Consider the following 18,002-nt stretch of genomic DNA (forward strand, 5'->3'; position numbering starts at 1 on the left):
GGCTACTGTCGCCTCCACACCCAACGAAGAATCGAGGCGACATGGCAGTCGACGTCCTATTCACCGGGGGATCCGTGTTCACGGGATCCGCCTCGCCCCTGCGCGGCCTGGCCGTCGGCGTCTCGAACGGACGCATCGCCGCGATCGTCCCCGAGCAGGACGCCGCGAGCCTCGTCGGCCCCGACACCCGCGTCGTCGAGCTCGACGGCGCCCTGCTCGCACCCGGGTTCCAGGACGCGCACATCCACCCCGTCGGCGGTGGCGTCGAACTGCTGCAGTGCGACCTCTCGGGCGCGACGGATGCCGCCGACGCCGTCGCGACCGTCGCCGCGTACGCCGCCGCGAACCCTGAGGAGCCGTGGATCCTCGGCGGCGGCTGGTCGATGGACCACTTCGCCGGGGGAGCGCCCGACCGCGGCCTGCTCGACGCGGTCCTGCCCGACCGCCCGGTGCTCCTCATGAGCCGCGACCATCACAGTGCCTGGGCGAACACCGCCGCGATCCGACTCGCCGGCATCGACGCCGCGACCCCCGACCCGGCCGACGGGCGCATCGAACGCGAGGCCGACGGAACGCCCGCCGGCACCTTCCACGAGGGATCGAGCGAGCTCTTCGCCGAGGTCCGCCCGGCCGGCAGCGAGGAGCTCTCGTACCGCGGACTGCTCCGTGCGCAGGAGCTCCTGCTCTCGCTGGGGATCACCGGTTGGCAGGATGCGCTCGTCGCCGGCGAGTCCGCGGGCATCTCCGACCCGACCGGCGCCTACCTGCGCGCCGTCGACGAGGGCACCCTGCGTGCGCACGTCGTCGGCGCCCAGTGGTGGGAGCGCTCCGGCGGGCTCGACCAGGTCGAGGGCATGGTGAGGCTGCGCGACCGGATCGCGCAGCGGGGTCACGAGGAGCGCCTCTCGTTCGGCACCGTGAAGATCATGGTCGACGGGGTCGCAGAGAACCAGACGGCCGCGATGCTCACGCCCTATCGGGACGCGCACGGCCACGACACGGCCAACAGGGGCATCTCGTTCGTCGATCCGACGCTGCTGCGCACGGCCGTCGAGGAGCTCGACGCCGCCGGCATGCAGGTGCACTTCCACGCGCTCGGCGACCGGGCGGTCCGCGAGGCGCTCGACGCGATCGAGTCCGCCAGGGCGAAGAACGGCGCGAGCGACGGACGCCACCACCTCGCGCACCTCCAGGTCGTCGCCGAGGCGGACACGACGAGGTTCGCCGAGCTCGATGCGGTCGCCAACCTGCAGGCGCTCTGGGCCACGCACGAGACCCAGATCGACGTGCTCACGCTGCCGTTCCTCCAGGACGGCGCCGAGGCGCGGCAGTACCCGTTCGGCGACCTCGTGCGCGACGGCGCCCGACTCGCGGCGGGGAGCGACTGGCCCGTGTCATCCGCCGACCCGCTCGCCGCGATCCACATCGCCGTCACGAGGATCGCCCCCGACCTCGTCGACGGCGAGCCGCTCGGCGGTGCGCACCAGCGGCTCGACCTCGAGACGGCCATGGCCGCCTACACGTCGGGCAGCGCGTACGTGAACCACCGCGACCACGACACGGGCTACGTACGCGAGGGCTACCTCGCGAACCTCGTGGTCATCGAGCCCGACCCCTTCACGCTTCCCGACGAGGAGCTGTACCGCGCCGCCGTCACGTCCACGTGGATCGAGGGCGAGGCCGTCTACGTCCGCTCCGACGCGGAGCACGGCGACGGAGTCGCCGACGCCGTTCCCACGCCCGGAATCCCCACCCCCACCCGCTGAGGAGCCCCGCATGAACACCCCCAGATCCCGCACCGGCCGACGCCAGGGCATCCTGCTCGTCGCCGCCCTCGCGGCGGGCGCACTGGCGCTCACCGCGTGCACGCCGCAGGCCGATCCGAAGGCCTCTGCCCCCGACTGGGAGCTCACCGCCCAGACCGCCGCACCCTCGGGTGACATCGACTCGTTCACGTGGGCGAACTACGGCGAGCCGTACTCGCTCGACTACGCCTACGCGTTCGACTACGCCGACAACATGGTCCTGTCGAACGTGTGCGAGTCGCTGCTTCGACTGAACCCCGACTACACCCTCACGCCGGGCCTCGCCGAGTCGTTCGAGCAGTCGAGCCCGACGACCTGGGTCTACCGGATCCGCGACGGCGTCACCTTCCACGACGGCACGCCGCTCACGGCCGCCGACGTCGTGGCCTCGATGAGCCGGCACCTCGACCCCGCCGTCGGGTCGTCGTGGTACTCGGTCTACCAGAACGTCACGTCGATCGAGCAGACGGGCGACCGCGAGGTCACGGTCACCACGGCGATCCCGGATTCCCAGTTCAACCAGGGCATGGGCGGCTCGGCCGGCGTCATCGAGTCGGCCGCGACCCTTGCCGAGAAGGGCGCGGACTACGGCAACTCGACCGGGCTCGTGAACTGCACCGGCCCGTTCGAGCTGTCCGAGTGGAAGTCGGGGGAGTCGATCACGCTCACCCGCTACGACGGCTACTGGGACGACCGTCTCATGGCGAAGTCGGGCGAGGTGCGGTTCGTCTTCATGAACGACGCCAATGCCCGCATCAACGCCTTGAAGTCGGGTGACGTCGACGGCAGTTGGATGCTGCCGACCGACGGCATCGCGCAGCTCCAGGCCTCGGGTGCGGGTGACGTCTACTTCGGCCTCAGCACCGCCACCTCGAACCTCATCGTGTCCGACACCGACGGGCCGCTCAGCGATCCTCGCGTGCGCCAGGCGCTCATGATGGCGCTCGATCGCGAGGGCATCCTCGAGGCCGCCGCCAAGGGCTACGGCTCCGTGTCGAACGCCCTGACAACCGAGTCCGTGTGGGGCGAGGCATCCGAGCAGACCCGAACGGAGGCGTTCAGCGGGCTCGAGGAGTACCCGCGCGACCTCGAGGCGGCGAAGCAGCTCGTCGAGGAGGCCGGGGCGACGGGCGAGAAGATCGTGTTCGCGACCGCGCCGATCAGCAACGACTTCACCGTCGTGTCCCAGGCGACCGTGGCGGCCGCGCAGTCGATCGGCCTCGACGCCGAGATCAAGACCGTGACGCCGAACGCGTACACGGCCCTGTTCTCCGACCCGAGCGCGCGCGAGGACGTCGACCTCTTCTACACGGTCTGGTACCTCTCGAGCCCCGACCCGCTGGAGATGTACGGCGTGCTGCGCACCGGCGAATTCAGCAACTACGGCGAGTGGAGCGACCCCGACTTCGACCGCATCGCGAACGAGGCCGTCGGCACCGCGGACCCCGACGCCCGGGCGAAGCTCACCTCAGAGCTGCAGCACATCGCGAACGAGCAGTTGCCGTGGCTTCCGCTCTACACGAGCCCGATGCCGGTCTTCGTCGGCGAGCGCATCACCGGCGTCGCGCCGTCGATCGCGTTCCTGTACTACCCGTGGGCGGCGACCATTGGCGCTCGATAACCTCACGACCCCGGCCGTCGCGACACCCGCGGCGGCCGGGCCCGGCCGTTCCTCCGGCGGCATCCGCCGGATCGCCGGACGCTTGGCCGGCCTCGCGCTGACGCTGTTCCTCGCGTCGCTGCTCGTCTTCTTCTCGCGCTTCATCGTCCCGGGCGACCCCGTGACGTTCCTGCTCCGCGGACGCAAGCCGAGCCCGGAGGCCATCGCCCAGGTCACCGAGCAGTACGGGCTCGACCTTCCGCCGTGGCAGCAGTACCTGAACTGGCTCTCGGGTGCGGTGCATGGCGACTTCGGTCGGTCGTTGCAGTACCGGCAGGACGTCTCGACCGTCATCGGCGAGCGGATGCCGGTCACGCTCATGCTCGTCGTGATGGCGGGCCTCATCATCGCGGTCGTCGGCGTCACGGCGGGCATCGTCGCCGCCCTGAACCGCGGACGCGCGCTCGACCGGGCGACGCTCGTCGGCCTGACCGTGCTCAGTGCGATCCCGTCCTTCGTCGGGTCGATCGTGCTCATCTCCGTGTTCGCGGTGCAGCTCGGATGGTTCCCGACCTTCGGATCGGGGGAGGGATTCGCCGACATGGCCTACCACCTCGTGCTGCCGTCGATCGCCCTCGCGATCGTGTTCGTCGTGCTCGTCGGCAAGGTGACCCGTTCGTCCATGGTCGAGCAGCTCGGTCGCGAACACGTGGAGGTGGCGACGAGCCGCGGTCTCCGCCGGGGCACGGTCGTGCGCCGGCACGTCGTCCGCAACGCGCTCGGGCCGATCCTCACGGTGAGCGGCGTGCTCGTGGCGGGCCTCCTGGTCGCGAGCACGATCGTCGAGGCGGCGTTCGGGCTGGCGGGCATCGGATCGCTGCTCGTGCAGTCCGTCGACCGCCTCGACTTCCCGGTCGTGCAGGCGATCGTGATGCTCATCGTCACCTCGTTCGTCGTCGTGAACGCGATCGTCGACCTGGCCGAGCCGTGGATCGATCCACGCTCCGCGGCGGGAGCTGGTGCACGATGACCACGCCAACGCTCGCCGTCCAGGTGCTGCGCTCGCCGCGGGTGCGTCGCCCAGACCTGACCTTCGGCATCGCCGCCGGCGTCCTCGGCGCGATGACCCTCGCCGCGATCTTCGCCCCGTGGGTCGCGCCGTACCCGCCGGATGCGATCGACCTGCTCGCCGTCAACGCCCCGCCGAGCGCGGCGCACTGGCTCGGAACCGACGGTCTCGGCCGAGACCTGCTCAGCCGGCTCGTCTACGGCGCGCGCACCGCACTGCTCGGCCCGCTGCTCGTGGTGATCGGCTCGACCGTGATCGGCATGCTGCTCGGCCTCATCGCGGGCTGGCGCGGAGGATGGATCGACGCGGTGCTCGGGCGCGTGTTCGACGTGCTCTTCGCCTTCCCGTCGCTGCTGCTCGCGATCATGGCCGTCGCGCTGTTCGGCAAGGGGCTCGTCGCGCCGGTGATCGCGATGAGCATCGCGTACGCGCCGTTCGTGGCGCGCCTCACGAGGTCGCTCGTCAAGGCGGAGGTGAACCGTCCGTACGTCTCGGCGTACCGCGTGCAGGGGTTCGGGGGCGCCTGGATCGCCCTCAGGCGGGTGCTGCCGAACGTGACGCCCATCGTGGGCGCGCAGTCCACCCTGAACTTCGGCTACGTGCTCGCCGAGCTCGCCGGGCTGTCCTTCCTCGGCCTCGGGGTGCAGCCGCCGACGCCCGACTGGGGCGCGATGATCAACGAGGCCCAGTCCGGCATCCTCGCCGGCGCCTTCCTGCCCGCCCTGGTGCCCGCGGTCGCGGTCGTCGTCGTGGTCGTGGCCGTCAACATCATCGGGGACGAGCTCTCCGATCGCATCGGAGGAGGGATCCCCGCATGAGCCTGCTCGAGATATCCGACCTGACCCTCGACCTCGAGGACGGCACGCGGCTGCTGCACGGCATCTCGCTCGCCGTCGCGGCGGGCGAGACCGTCGGCCTCGTGGGTGAGTCGGGTTCGGGCAAGTCGCTCACCGCGCGCGCCGTCATCGGGCTCGCGCCGGACCGTGCGCGCCTGGGCGGTCGCATCGAGCTCGACGATCACGGCGTGATCGGCGCGAGCGGCCGCGAGATCCTCTCGCTCCGGAGGCATTCGGCCGCGATGATCTTCCAGGACCCGAGGTCGGGCATCAACCCGATGCGGACCATCGGCGACCACATGACCGAGACCCTGCGGCTCTGCGAGGGCCTCTCGACGGCGGATGCCACGGCGCGAGCGCTCGAGCTGCTCGCCGCCGTTCGCCTGCCGCGCCCCGAGGAGCACCTGAAGCAGTATCCGCACGAGTTCTCCGGTGGCATGCTGCAGCGCGTGATGATCGCGGGCGCCCTCACGAGCTCCCCGAAGCTGCTCGTCTGCGACGAGCCGACGACCGCGCTGGACGTCACCACGCAGGCCGAGATCATCCGCGTGCTCGCCGACCAGCGGGATGCGCGTGGCATGGGCATGCTCTTCATCACCCACGACCTCAACCTCGCGGCCTCGATCTGCGACCGCGTGGTCGTCATGCGGGCCGGGCGCGTCGAGGAGGAGGGGCCGGCGCTCCGCGTGTTCACGGCTCCGCAGGCCGAGTACACCGCGCGCCTGGTCGCGGCGACCCCGACGCTCGTGCCGGGTGGCGATCGGGGTGCGACGGATGCCGCGACCGACGTCACGCCGGCCGTCGAGGTCGCGACCTCCGAGGTCGTGACATCGGAGGCCGAGACCTCCGCGAGCGAGGCATCGGATGCCGCGACCCACGCGGCTGCGACCCAGGACGCGTCGACGCCCCGCGAGCCACGCACCGCCCTGCTCCTCTCGGCGCGAGGCCTCTCGAAGACGTATCACCGGCGGGGCAAGCCGCCGGTGCGCGCGGTCGTCGAGGCGACCTTCGAGCTCGCCCGTGGCGGCGCGCTCGCGGTCGTCGGCGAATCCGGATCCGGCAAGTCGACGCTCGCTCGCATGATCGTCGGCCTCGAGCAGACCGATGGCGGCGAGCTCGCCATCGCCGGTCGCGACCGCGCCTCGGTGCCGCGCGGCCGCGAGGAGCGTCTCGCCCACGCCCGCAGCGTGCAGATGGTCTTCCAGGACCCGTACCTCTCGCTCGATCCGCGGATCACCGCGGGCCGCTCCATCGAGGACGCGCTGCGACTGCACACGAAGCGGGATCGCGCCGCCGCCCGTTCGCGCGCCGTCGACCTGCTCGAGCAGGTCGGCCTCACGGCCGCGCACGCCGACGCGCGGCCGCGCACGCTTTCGGGCGGACAGCGCCAGCGCGTGGCCATCGCCCGTGCGCTCGCGATCGAGCCCGACGTCCTCGTCATGGACGAGGCGACGAGCGCCCTCGACGTCTCGGTGCAGGCCCAGGTCCTCGACCTCGTCGCCGAGCTCCGGCGTGAGCGGGGCCTCACGGTCCTCTTCATCAGCCACGACCTCGCCGTCGTGCGGCGGGTGTGCGACGAGGTGCTCGTGATGCGCCGGGGAGAGGTCGTGGAGCGCGGCGCCACCGCCGAGCTGCTCGTCGCCCCGCAGCATCCGTACACGCGACTGCTCATCGACTCGGTTCCGAAGCCCGCCGGCGAGGAGGTGCGCGCCGCCGTCGCCTGACGCTCCCGGGCGGGGTCGAGGCGCGCGAGTGCGCGAGACCGGGCGGACGACGCAATGCGCGGCGGCCGCCCGGTTTGCCATGTGCGCCGCGCCGCCGCTAGGGTCGAGCCATGTCCACCGCCCGTTTCGCCCGTACCGCACGCGTCGCGCGTGTCTCGGTCGTGCGCAACCGACGTCGTGGCGAGCGCCGAATGTCGGCGACCCCTGCGGAGGCCTGAGGCCTGACGCGGGGCGTCGCCGGAACATCGCCCCGCTCGTTCAGACCTTAAGGTGGATTCCATGACGTACTCCGTCGCCGTTTCCGGCGCGTCCGGGTATGCCGGAGGAGAGCTTCTCCGGCTGCTCGCTGATCATCCCGAGTTCGAGGTGCGCACGGTCACGGCGCATTCGAGCGCCGGCCAGTCCCTCGTGTCCGTGCAGCCGCACCTGCGCTCGTACACGCACCTGACGCTGAAGGAGACGAGCGCCGAGACGCTCGGCGGGCACGACCTCGTGTTCCTGGCGCTGCCGCACGGCACGTCGGGCGCGATCGCCGCCGAGCTCTCGCCCGACACGCTCGTCATCGACTGCGGGGCCGACCACCGGCTCGAGTCGAGCAGCGACTGGGCCGCGTTCTACGGCGGCGACCACCACGGCGCGTGGAGCTACGGGGTCCCCGAGCTGCCGCGGCTGTCCGGCACGCAACGCGAACGGCTCACGGGCGCTCGCCGCATCGCCGCGCCCGGCTGCAACGCGTCGACCGTGGCGCTCTCGCTCGCCCCCGGCATCCGTGCGGGCGTCATCGAGGATCGCGACCTCGTCTCGGTGCTCGCCGTCGGCCCCTCGGGTGCGGGCAAGAGCCCGAAGGTGAACCTGCTCGCCTCCGAGATCCTCGGCTCCGCGAACCCCTACGCCGTGGGCGGCAGCCACCGGCACATCCCCGAGATCCAGCAGGCGCTCCGCTGGGCGGGTGCGGCCGACCCCACGATCTCGTTCACGCCCGTGCTCGTGCCGATGAGCCGCGGCATCCTCGCGACCTCGACCGCCCGCATCGTCCCAGGGACGGATGCCGCGGCGGTGCGCGCCGCCTGGGAGGACGCCTACGCCGGCGAGCGTTTCGTGCAGCTGCTGCCCGAGGGCACGTTCCCTCGCACGTCCGACGTGCTGGGCGCCAACACGGCGCTCCTCGGACTCGCGATCGACGAGGCCGCCGGCCGCGTCGTCGTGGTCGCCGCCGTCGACAACCTCGTCAAGGGCACCGCGGGTGCCGCCATCCAGTCCGCGAACATCGCGCTCGGCCTCGCCGAGTACACCGGACTTCCCATGAACGGAGTCGCCCCGTGACCGTCACCGCCCCAGCGGGCTTCGAGGCCGCGGGCATCGCCGCGGGCATCAAGCGCTCAGGCGCCCTCGACCTCGCCCTCATCGTCAACCGCGGCCCTTCGGCGGCCGCAGCGGCCGTGTTCACCTCGAACCGCGCGAAGGCGAACCCGATCCTCTGGTCGCAGCAGGTGATCCTCGACGGCGTCGTGTCGGCCATCGTGCTGAACTCGGGCGGCGCGAACTGCTTCACTGGCCCCGAGGGGTTCCAGGTCACGCATCGCACGGCGGAGGCCGTGGCATCCGCATTGGGCGTCGCTGCGGGCGACGTGCTCGTCTGCTCGACCGGGCTCATCGGCGACCAGCTCGACGGCGAGGTCCTCGAAGAGGGCGTGCTCTCGGCCGCGGCCCGCCTGTCGGCCGACGGCGGCGAGGACTCGGCCAGGGCGATCATGACGACCGACACGAAGCCGAAGACCGTCGTCATCGACGGCGACGGATGGCGCGTCGGCGGCATCGCCAAGGGTGCGGGCATGCTCGCGCCCGGCCTGGCGACCATGCTCGTGGTGCTCACCACCGACGCCGACCTGCCGAGTGGCGAGCTCGACCGGGCGCTCCGCGAGGCGACCAGGGTCACGTTCGACCGGCTCGACTCCGACGGCTGCATGTCGACGAACGACCAGGTCACGCTCCTCGCGTCGGGGGCCTCGGGCGTGGTGCCCGATCCCGCGGCCTTCCGCCGGGCGGTCACCGACGCGTGCCGCTCGCTCGCCGAGCAGCTGCAGGCCGATGCCGAGGGTGCGAGCCACGACATCGCCATCGAGGTCCGCGGCGCCGTCACCGAAGACGACGCGGTCGAGGTCGGCCGCTCGGTCGCCCGCAACAACCTCTTCAAGGCGGCCATCTTCGGCAACGACCCCAACTGGGGCCGCGTGCTGGCCGCGATCGGCACCACGCAGGCGCCGTTCGATCCCTACCTCGTCGACGTGTCGATGAACGGGGTCCGGGTCTGCCATGCCGGGCGGCCCGACGCGCCGCGCGAGGCCGTCGACCTCACGCCGCGGGCGACGCACGTGCTCGTCGAGCTGCATGCGGGCGAGGCATCCGCCACGATCCTCACCAACGACCTCACGCACGACTACGTGCACGAGAACAGCGCGTACGCGAGCTGATGATGCAGACACGCGCACAGACAGAGACGCTCGACGCCGAATCGTCGGCCTCCGCGAAGGCCCACGTGCTCATCGACGCCCTGCCGTGGCTGAAGCGGTTCCACGGCGAGACGGTGGTCGTGAAGTTCGGCGGCAACGCGATGGTGAGCCCCGAACTGCAGCGGGCCTTCGCCGAAGACATGGTCTACCTCCGCTACGCGGGCATCAAGCCCGTCGTGGTGCACGGCGGCGGGCCCCAGATCTCCTCGATGCTCGAACGCCTCGGCATCGAGAGCGAGTTCCGCGGCGGCTATCGGGTCACCACGCCCGAGGCGATGGACGTGGTGCGCATGGTGCTCTCCGGCCAGGTGAACCGCGAGCTCGTCTCGCTCGTGAACGAGCACGGACCGCTGGCCATCGGACTGTCGGGCGAAGACGCGGGCCTGTTCCGGGGGCGCCGTCGCGGCGTCGTCGTCGACGGCGAGGAGCTCGACCTCGGGCAGGTCGGCGACGTCGTCGAGGTCGACCCGGCCGCCGTCATCGCGCAGCTCGAGGCCGGCCGCATCCCCGTCGTCTCATCGATCGCCCCCGACGCCGACCACCCCGGCCAGTCGCTCAACGTGAACGCCGACTCGGCGGCTGCGGCACTCGCGGTCGCGCTCGGCGCAGCGAAGCTCGTCGTGCTGACGGATGTCGCAGGTCTCTACCACGACTGGCCGAACCGCGACTCGCTCGTCTCGCAGATCGACTCCGTCGAGCTCGCCGGCCTGCTGCCGAAGCTCGAGTCCGGCATGATCCCGAAGATGGCGGCGTGCCTCGAAGCCGTCGAGGGCGGCGTCGCGAAGGCCGCCATCATCGACGGTCGCGTGCCCCACTCGATCCTGCTCGAGATCTTCACGCCCGCGGGCATCGGCACGGAGGTGGTGGCAGCGTGAACGCCTGGCAGCAACGGTTCGACCAGCGCATCATGCGCTCCATCGGCATGCCGCTCCGCAAGCTCGATCGCGGCGAGGGGGCGTACGTCTGGGACGACGAGGGACGCGAGTACCTCGACTTCCTCGCCGGCATCGCCGTCAACTCGCTCGGGCACGCGCACCCGGTGTTCGTCGAGGCCGTCAGCCGGCAGGCCGCGACGCTCGCGCACGTCTCGAACTACTTCACGACCGAGCCCGCGCTCGAACTCGCCGAGCGCATCGTTCGCCTCGCCGGGGCGGGCGAGAACGGCCGTGCGTGGTTCGGCAACTCCGGCGCCGAGGCCAACGAGGCCGCGTTCAAGCTCGCGAGGCTCAACAACTCCGGCGGTGCGCGCACGCGCGTGATCGCCCTGGTCGACGCGTTCCACGGCCGCACCATGGGATCGCTCGCCCTCACCGGCAAGCCGCACATGCGCGAGGCGTTCGAACCGCTCGCGGGCGGCGTGGAGCACATCCCCGCGACCATCGATGCGCTCGAGGCGTCGATGGACGACGCCGTGGCCGCCCTGATCGTCGAGCCCATCCAGGGCGAGGCCGGGGTCGTCGAACTGCCGGAGGGCTTCCTCGCGGCGGCCCGCGACCTGACCAGGCGGCACGGCGCGCTCCTCATCGTCGACGAGATCCAGACGGGCGCCGGCCGCACCGGCGAGTGGTTCGGGTTCCAGCACGCGGGCATCACGCCCGACGCGATCACCGTGGCCAAGGGCATCGGCGGCGGCATCCCGATCGGCGGACTCGTCACGTTCGGCGCGGCATCCGACCTCTACTCGAAGGGCCAGCACGGCTCGACGTTCGGCGGCAACCCACTGGCCACGGCCGTGGCCAACGCCGTGCTCGGCGAGATCGAACGCGCCGACCTGGTCGGCAACGCGGCGCGCCGCGGCCCCCAGGTGCGTGAACGCATCGAGGCCATCGGCTCGCCGTTGGTCGGGGCGACGCGCGGTCGCGGACTCCTCATCGGCGTCGGGCTCACCGAGCCGGTCGCGGGCCGGATCGTCGACGCGGCGCTCGAGCGCGGCCTCATCGTGAACGCTGCGAACGACGTGACGATCCGCCTCGCTCCGCCGCTCATCATCGGCGACGACGAGATCGACGCCTTCACCGACCGATTCGCCGCAGCGCTCGACGACGTCGCGCACGCGGCATCCTGACCTGAACCGACGCGTCGGCGCCGCCGACCCACCGAACGGAACGACACGACATGACCCGCCACTTCCTCCGCGACGACGACCTGTCCCCGGCCGAGCAGGCCGAGGTGCTCGATCTCGCAGTCCGCCTCAAGGCCGACCGCTTCGCCGAGCGGCCCCTCGAGGGCCCGCGCACCGTCGCGGTCTTCTTCGACAAGACCTCGACCCGCACGCGCATCTCGTTCTCGGTCGGCATCACCGACCTCGGGGGTTCGCCGCTCATCATCTCCTCGAGCGACAGCCAACTCGGCGGCAAGGAGTCCGTCGCCGACACCGCGCGCGTGCTCGAGCGCATGGTCGACGCGATCGTGTGGCGCACGTTCGCGCAGTCCGGCCTCGAGGAGATGGCCGCCGGCACGACGGTGCCCGTCGTCAACGCGCTCTCCGACGACTTCCACCCGTGCCAGCTGCTCGCCGACCTGCTCACGGTCAAGGAGCGCTTCGGCGACCTGGCCGGCCGCTCGCTCGCCTACGTCGGCGATGGAGCCAACAACATGTCGCACTCGTACCTGCTCGCGGGCGCGACCGCCGGCATGCACGTGCGCATCGGGTCGCCCGCCGGCTACCCGCCGCGGGCAGACATCGTCGCCGATGCCGAGCGCATCGCGGCGACGACCGGCGGGTCCGTGCTCGTCACGACGAACCCGCGCGAGGCCGTCGCCGACGCCGACGTCGTCGTGACCGACACCTGGATCTCCATGGGCCAGGAGTCCGAGAAGGCCGAGCGCATCGCGGAGTTCGCCGGCTACGGCGTCGACGACGCGCTGATGGCGGAGGCCGCCGACGAGGCGATCTTCCTGCACTGCCTGCCCGCGTACCGCGGCTACGAGGTCGAGGCGTCCGTCATCGACGGGCCCCAGTCGGTCGTGTGGGACGAGGCCGAGAACCGACTGCACGCGCAGAAGGCCCTGCTGGCCTGGCTGCTCGCCCACAAGGAGGACGCACGATGACCGCCGAGACGCCCGAGACGCCCGAGACGCCCGAGATCACCGGCACCCCCGACGCCGGCGAGCAGCACGGCACCAACGAGGGCGCGCTCTGGGGTGCGCGCTTCGCGAGCGGTCCGTCGCCCGAACTGCAGGCCCTCTCGAAGTCGACGCACTTCGACTGGCAGCTCGCCCCGTACGACATCGCCGGCTCCCGGGCGCACGCGCGTGCGCTCTCGGCGGCGGGGTACCTCGACGCCAGGGAGCTCGACACGATGCTCGCGGGCCTCGACACCCTCGAGGCGCGCGTCGCGAACGGCGACATCGTCGCGGCCGAGTCCGACGAAGACGTGCACGGCGCCCTCGAGGCCGCGCTGATCGGCGTCGTCGGCCCAGAGCTCGGCGGCAAGCTCCGCGCAGGTCGCAGCCGCAACGACCAGATCGCGACGCTCGTGCGCCTCTACCTGAAAGATCACGTCGCCGTCATCGGCCGTCAGCTCGTGCACCTCATCGACGCGCTCTCGGCCCAGGCCGACGCGCACCGCACGGCGATCATGCCCGGACGAACGCACCTGCAGCACGCCCAGCCCGTGCTGCTCGCCCACCACCTCCTGGCACACGGGTGGGCGCTCTCGCGCGACCTCGAGCGACTCGTCGACTGGACCAAGCGAGCGGATGTCTCGCCCTACGGCGGCGGTGCGCTCGCCGGATCGACGCTCGGCCTCGACGCGGCATCCGTCGCACGGGACCTCGGGCTCGCGTCGCCGTCCGAGAACTCGATCGACGGCACGGCCAGCCGCGACGTCGTCGCCGAGTTCGCGTTCGTCTCGGCGATGATCGGCATCGACCTCTCGCGCATCGCCGAAGAGATCATCCTCTGGAACACGCGCGAGTTCGGGTTCGTCACCCTGCACGACGGCTACTCGACGGGCTCGTCGATCATGCCGCAGAAGAAGAACCCCGACATCGCCGAGCTCGCGCGCGGCAAGTCGGGCCGCCTCATCGGCAACCTGACCGGCCTGCTCGCGACGCTCAAGGCGCTGCCGCTCGCCTACAACCGCGACCTCCAGGAAGACAAGGAGCCGGTCTTCGACTCGGTCGAGACCCTCGAGGTGCTGCTGCCCGCCTTCACGGGCATGATCGCGACCCTCACATTCCACACCGAGCGCATGGCCGAGCTCGCGCCCGCGGGGTTCTCGCTGGCGACCGATGTCGCCGAGTGGCTCGTCAAGCGCCACGTGCCGTTCCGCGACGCGCACGAGATCACCGGGTCGCTCGTGCGGTACGCCGAGGAGCATTCGCTCGAGCTCGACGCGGTCGATGACGCCGCGCTCGCCGCGATCTCGCCGCATCTCACGCCAGACGTGCGCGAGGTGCTCACGATCGAAGGCTCGGTCGCGAGCCGCGACGGCGTGAGCGGCACCGCTCCCGCGAGGGTCGCCGACCAGTTCGCGCTCCTCGCCGATCGCGTGCGCCACCTGGTCGCGGGGCTTCCCGACGGCGATCGCTGACGGCCCCGGTCCGTTGACGCCTCGATGAGCGAGCGGATGCCGCAGCCGGGCGCCTCGGACGCCGCGCCGCCTTCGGGCGGCGCGGTGTCCGACGCCGTGCGCTCGCCGTCGCGGGCGTTCTTCGCGCGCGACGCCGTCGAGCTCGCCCCGCGGCTGCTCGGCACCGTGCTCTCGTACGAGTCCGACGCAGGACGCGTCGCGGTGCGGATCTCCGAGGTCGAGGCCTATCGCGGCGTGGGCGAGGACCCCGGGTCGCATGCCCATCGAGGCATGACCGCCCGCACGGCGGTGATGTTCGGCGCGCCCGCGCATCTCTACGCCTACTTCACCTACGGCATGCACACGTGCCTCAACGTCGTCACCGGCGTCGAGGGCCGGGCATCGGCCGTGCTGCTGCGGGGCGGCACGGTGATCGCCGGACTCGAACTCGCGCGCGAGCGGCGTGCCGCGGCATCCGACCGGGATCTCGCCCGCGGGCCCGCGAGGCTCGCCGTCGCGCTGGGCGTGCCGTTGGCCGCGAGCGGAGCGGACCTGCTCACCCCGCCGTTCTCACTCGAGGTGCCGGCGGTGCCGCTCGCGTTCGAGGCGGGTCCGCGCACGGGCGTCAGCGGAGCCGGCGGGGGATCGGCCTACCCGTGGCGATTCTGGCTGCCCGGCGACCCCGGCGTCTCGCCGTATCGACGACACGCCAGGTCGCACGCCTGAACGATGGCCGGAGGGCACCGCGGTTCGCCGCGGCGTCTCGATCGCCGCACCTTGGGCGCGCACCCGTGGTCGGTGCACGGACGGTGCACGGACCCTCAGCGCACCGCGATCGTGACGACGAGGCTCGCGGCGCACGCCCAGATGAGGCTCGCGAGCGTGCCGATGATGAAGCGCTCGCGTGCCTCGGGCGCCTCGAGCTCGGTGAATCGACCGACGCCCTTGACGGCGACGACGATCGCGAGGCCCTCGGGGAATCCGGCGATGATCGACCCGGCCGCCGCGATGCGCTCGAGGAAGCCGATCACGAGTCCGCCGCGCAGCACCTCGCGCTTGGGGGCGGCGACGATGCCCTGGCGCTCTTCTGCGGTCGTGGCCTTGTCGCTCACGATGATGCCGCCGTGCAGGCCGGGCGCGACGCTCGACCCCATGGCGAGTCGCAGCGCCGTCGCCGCGGCGGGGCTGCCGCCGAAGACCGCGGCGGTGAACGCGAGCGCGGTGGCGAGCGGTCCGAATCCGACCGGTGCCGGTTCGGTCAGGGCCGACGCGCTGAGCAGTGCGATGACGATGGCGCCGGCTGCGATCCAGACGAACGCGGCGCGGAACCGCAGGTGCGCGAGCACCGAGAACGCGGCGGCGCCGGCGAGCGAGAGGAACAGGAAGATCGAGGCGATGGCGTTCGTGACGGCGGTGGGATCGAACACTGGGGTTCCTTCGGAGTAGGGGCCAACGGACCGGCTTCGACCAGCGTAGCGATCGGCGCCGACGCGTGGCTCCCCGACTACGCCGATCCGACGGCAGCGTCGAGTTCGGCGAGCACCTGCTCGAGCGGCGCGATCGCGTCGCACTCGGCGCGCCACATCGCGGCTTTCAGGCGTGCGCTGACCGCCGCGGTGCTGATCGCGAGCTCGCCCGCGATGTCCTTCTGCCGGTGACCGGCCTGCGCGAGGTCCACGACCTCCCACCCGAACTCGCTGCGTCGTTCCCGAAGCAGCACGACCAGGCGCACGAGCGCTTCGACGCCGGACGCGCCCAGCGTCGAACTCGTGGGTCCGTCAGCGGGCTCGTCCGCATCCGTCTCCTCCGACCGAGCGGATGCCGCGCGGAGCGCGAATCGCCCGTCGGCCCGCTTCGCCGCCTGCACGGCCTCGCGTGCCGCGATGAACGCGGTGCCGCTCGCCTTGCGTGCGGCGTCGGGCAGGGGAGTCCGCAGGCCGCCGATGCCGAGCCCGACGCTCCATCGTCCGTCGCGGGTCGTGTCGAGCACGATGCCGAGTGCGGTCGCGGCCGAGGCCGTCAGCAGCTGGATCTCGTCGCCGGCCGTCTGATCTGCCGGCAGCAGCAGGTCGGCGCCGTGGCTCCGTTCGAGCCGGGCGATCAGGTCGCCCGCCCGGTCGGCCTGCCGCCGGCTCGCGACCTGATCGGCTGTGATCACGAACATCTCGCTGCCCTCCATTGATCAATCTCTGAAGCCTGAATCCATTGGATCGATGCTACATCATTGATGTGAGTGAATCTAGGCTCAGGCATTGATCGAGCGGGACTGAGCCGCTGATAGCCTTGCTGGGTGTCAGACCCCGTGATCCTCGCATCCCAGCACAACGACGACGCATTCGCTGACGTCTGGGAGGAGCTCCGCTGGCGCGGCCTCGTGCACGTCTCCACCGACGAAGCCGCACTGAAAGAGCTCCTCGCCGGCGAGCCGATCACGTATTACTGCGGGTTCGACCCCACGGCGCCGAGCCTGCACCTCGGGAACCTCGTGCAGCTGCTCGTCATGCGCCGCCTGCAGCTGGCAGGTCACCGGCCGCTCGGACTCGTCGGCGGATCGACCGGACTCATCGGCGATCCCCGGCCGACCGCCGAGCGCACGCTGAACACCCGCGAGACCGTCGTCGAGTGGGTCGGTCGCCTGCAGGGCCAGGTGAGCCGGTTCGTCTCCGTCGAGGGTGACAACGCCATGCGCCTCGTGAACAACCTCGACTGGACCGGCGACCTCAGCGCGATCGACTTCCTCCGCGAGATCGGCAAGCACTACCGCGTCGGCACGATGCTGAAGAAGGATGCGGTCGCGTCGCGACTCAACTCCGACGCCGGCATCAGCTACACGGAGTTCAGCTACCAGATCCTGCAGGGCTTCGACTACCTCGAGCTCTACCGGCAGTACGGCTGCGTGCTGCAGACCGGCGGCAGCGACCAGTGGGGCAACCTCACCAGCGGCACCGACTTGATCCATCGCGTCGAAGGCCGAAGCGTGCACGCGATCGGCACGCCGCTCATCACGAACTCCGACGGCACCAAGTTCGGCAAGAGCGAGGGCAACGCCATCTGGCTCGATGCCGAGATGTGCAGCCCCTACCGCTTCTACCAGTTCTGGCTCAACACCGACGACGCCGACGTGATCTCGCGCCTGAAGGTGTTCACGTTCCTCTCCCGCGAGCGCATCGAGCAGCTCGAGGCGCTCGTCGAGAGCGAGCCGTTCCGCCGCGAGGCGCAGCGCACGCTCGCGAACGAGGTCACCACCCTGGTGCATGGTGCGGATGCCACGGCGGCCGTCATCGCGGCATCCGAGGCCCTCTTCGGCCAGGGCGATCTCGCGGCGCTCGACGAGGCGACGCTCGAATCGGCGCTGCGCGAACTGCCGAACACGACGACCTCGCCCGACGCCCCGGTCGCGCAGTTACTGGTGGACACCGGGCTCGTGAAGTCGGTGAGCGAGGGTCGCCGCGCGATCGCCCAGGGCGGCGTCTCGCTCGACAACGTCAAGATCGACGACGAGACCGCGACCATCGAGGGGCGCGTGCCCCGCGGGGGCATGGCCGTGCTCCGTCGCGGCAAGAAGACCCTCGCCGGCATCTTCGTCCTCTAGTCGCGCGAACTCCAACGCCGAACGACCCCGCTCACCTGTTCCGGCAGGGGAGCGGGGTCGTTCCGCGTTTGCGCCGCGCCGGACGCTCCGCTTCCTGCTCGGAAATCAGGGCTGATCTGGCGGCCGCTCTCCGATGCATCGCCGCGGAACGCTCGCGACACGCCCGGGCTGCGAGGCCGATTTGGCGCAGCGGGGGGTGGGCCGTGTATCTTCATATCTGTCGCCGCGGCGGGCTGGAGGAATCTGGTTCGTGTGGTGAAGGTTCTAGCCAAATAACCTCGTAGGCGCGTTTGCGACTCGGTGATTTCAAGTCTAGGATCGGATCTCCACCTTCTTCTTGTTGCTGGTC

15 protein-coding genes are annotated in these 18,002 nt (G+C 71.3%); 13 read left to right on the forward strand and 2 right to left on the reverse strand.

Annotated features, from left to right (window positions below):
- Window positions 1-41 precede the first annotated feature (41 nt).
- From ABIC29_RS17420 to ABIC29_RS17475, 12 genes are all read left to right on the forward strand, one after another.
- Entirely contained in the window at window positions 42-1,766 is a 1,725-nt protein-coding gene (locus tag ABIC29_RS17420) for an amidohydrolase (protein ID WP_354247468.1), read from the forward strand.
- 10 nt (window positions 1,767-1,776) lie between these two features.
- Window positions 1,777-3,426 carry an ABC transporter substrate-binding protein gene (locus tag ABIC29_RS17425; protein ID WP_354247471.1) on the forward strand — a complete coding sequence of 550 codons (1,650 nt, stop codon included), beginning with the start codon at window positions 1,777-1,779 and terminating at the stop codon, window positions 3,424-3,426.
- A 61-nt stretch (window positions 3,427-3,487) separates the two neighbouring features.
- Window positions 3,488-4,435: an ABC transporter permease gene (locus tag ABIC29_RS17430; RefSeq protein ID WP_354247513.1), complete on the forward strand. Its 948-nt coding sequence runs from the start codon at window positions 3,488-3,490 to the stop codon at window positions 4,433-4,435.
- A complete protein-coding gene (locus tag ABIC29_RS17435) occupies window positions 4,432-5,292 on the forward strand; it encodes an ABC transporter permease (RefSeq protein ID WP_116082649.1) in 861 nt (286 codons plus the stop codon). The genes ABIC29_RS17430 and ABIC29_RS17435 overlap by 4 nt, the downstream gene beginning before the upstream one ends.
- Complete coding sequence (locus ABIC29_RS17440) at window positions 5,289-7,034, forward strand: dipeptide ABC transporter ATP-binding protein (RefSeq protein ID WP_354247475.1); 1,746 nt, start codon at window positions 5,289-5,291, stop codon at window positions 7,032-7,034. Before ABIC29_RS17435 ends, ABIC29_RS17440 begins: the two co-directional genes overlap by 4 nt.
- A gap of 279 nt (window positions 7,035-7,313) precedes the next feature.
- Window positions 7,314-8,357 carry an N-acetyl-gamma-glutamyl-phosphate reductase gene (gene argC / locus ABIC29_RS17445; RefSeq protein ID WP_116082645.1) on the forward strand — a complete coding sequence of 348 codons (1,044 nt, stop codon included), beginning with the start codon at window positions 7,314-7,316 and terminating at the stop codon, window positions 8,355-8,357.
- A complete protein-coding gene (gene argJ, locus ABIC29_RS17450) occupies window positions 8,354-9,505 on the forward strand; it encodes a bifunctional glutamate N-acetyltransferase/amino-acid acetyltransferase ArgJ (protein ID WP_116082643.1) in 1,152 nt (383 codons plus the stop codon). Before argC ends, argJ begins: the two co-directional genes overlap by 4 nt.
- 2 nt (window positions 9,506-9,507) lie before the next feature.
- Window positions 9,508-10,419, forward strand: a complete 912-nt coding sequence (argB, locus tag ABIC29_RS17455) for an acetylglutamate kinase (protein WP_354247516.1) — start codon at window positions 9,508-9,510, stop codon at window positions 10,417-10,419.
- A complete protein-coding gene (locus ABIC29_RS17460; RefSeq protein ID WP_354247479.1) occupies window positions 10,416-11,609 on the forward strand; it encodes an acetylornithine transaminase in 1,194 nt (397 codons plus the stop codon). The genes argB and ABIC29_RS17460 overlap by 4 nt, the downstream gene beginning before the upstream one ends.
- A 50-nt stretch (window positions 11,610-11,659) precedes the next feature.
- Window positions 11,660-12,595: an ornithine carbamoyltransferase gene (argF, locus tag ABIC29_RS17465; RefSeq protein WP_354247482.1), complete on the forward strand. Its 936-nt coding sequence runs from the start codon at window positions 11,660-11,662 to the stop codon at window positions 12,593-12,595.
- On the forward strand, window positions 12,592-14,082 hold the full coding sequence (gene argH / locus ABIC29_RS17470; RefSeq protein ID WP_354247485.1) for an argininosuccinate lyase: 1,491 nt from the start codon (window positions 12,592-12,594) through the stop codon (window positions 14,080-14,082). The genes argF and argH overlap by 4 nt, the downstream gene beginning before the upstream one ends.
- 36 nt (window positions 14,083-14,118) lie before the next feature.
- Window positions 14,119-14,787: a DNA-3-methyladenine glycosylase gene (locus ABIC29_RS17475; protein WP_354247487.1), complete on the forward strand. Its 669-nt coding sequence runs from the start codon at window positions 14,119-14,121 to the stop codon at window positions 14,785-14,787.
- Window positions 14,788-14,882: 95 nt separating this feature from the next.
- On the opposite strand, the gene ABIC29_RS17480 is transcribed toward ABIC29_RS17475, so the two are convergent.
- Together ABIC29_RS17480 and ABIC29_RS17485 are read right to left on the reverse strand one after the other, a co-directional pair.
- A complete protein-coding gene (locus ABIC29_RS17480; protein WP_199471583.1) occupies window positions 14,883-15,488 on the reverse strand; it encodes a hypothetical protein in 606 nt (201 codons plus the stop codon).
- Between the two features lie 77 nt (window positions 15,489-15,565).
- Window positions 15,566-16,225, reverse strand: a complete 660-nt coding sequence (locus ABIC29_RS17485; protein WP_116084659.1) for a DNA-binding protein — start codon at window positions 16,223-16,225, stop codon at window positions 15,566-15,568.
- A 126-nt stretch (window positions 16,226-16,351) separates the two neighbouring features.
- On the opposite strand from ABIC29_RS17485, the gene tyrS reads away from it, so the two are divergent.
- Complete coding sequence (gene tyrS / locus ABIC29_RS17490) at window positions 16,352-17,653, forward strand: tyrosine--tRNA ligase (protein WP_116082634.1); 1,302 nt, start codon at window positions 16,352-16,354, stop codon at window positions 17,651-17,653.
- Window positions 17,654-18,002 lie beyond the last annotated feature (349 nt).

This window comes from Agromyces sp. PvR057 (assembly GCF_040547485.1).
Classification (GTDB): Bacteria; Actinomycetota; Actinomycetes; order Actinomycetales; family Microbacteriaceae; genus Agromyces.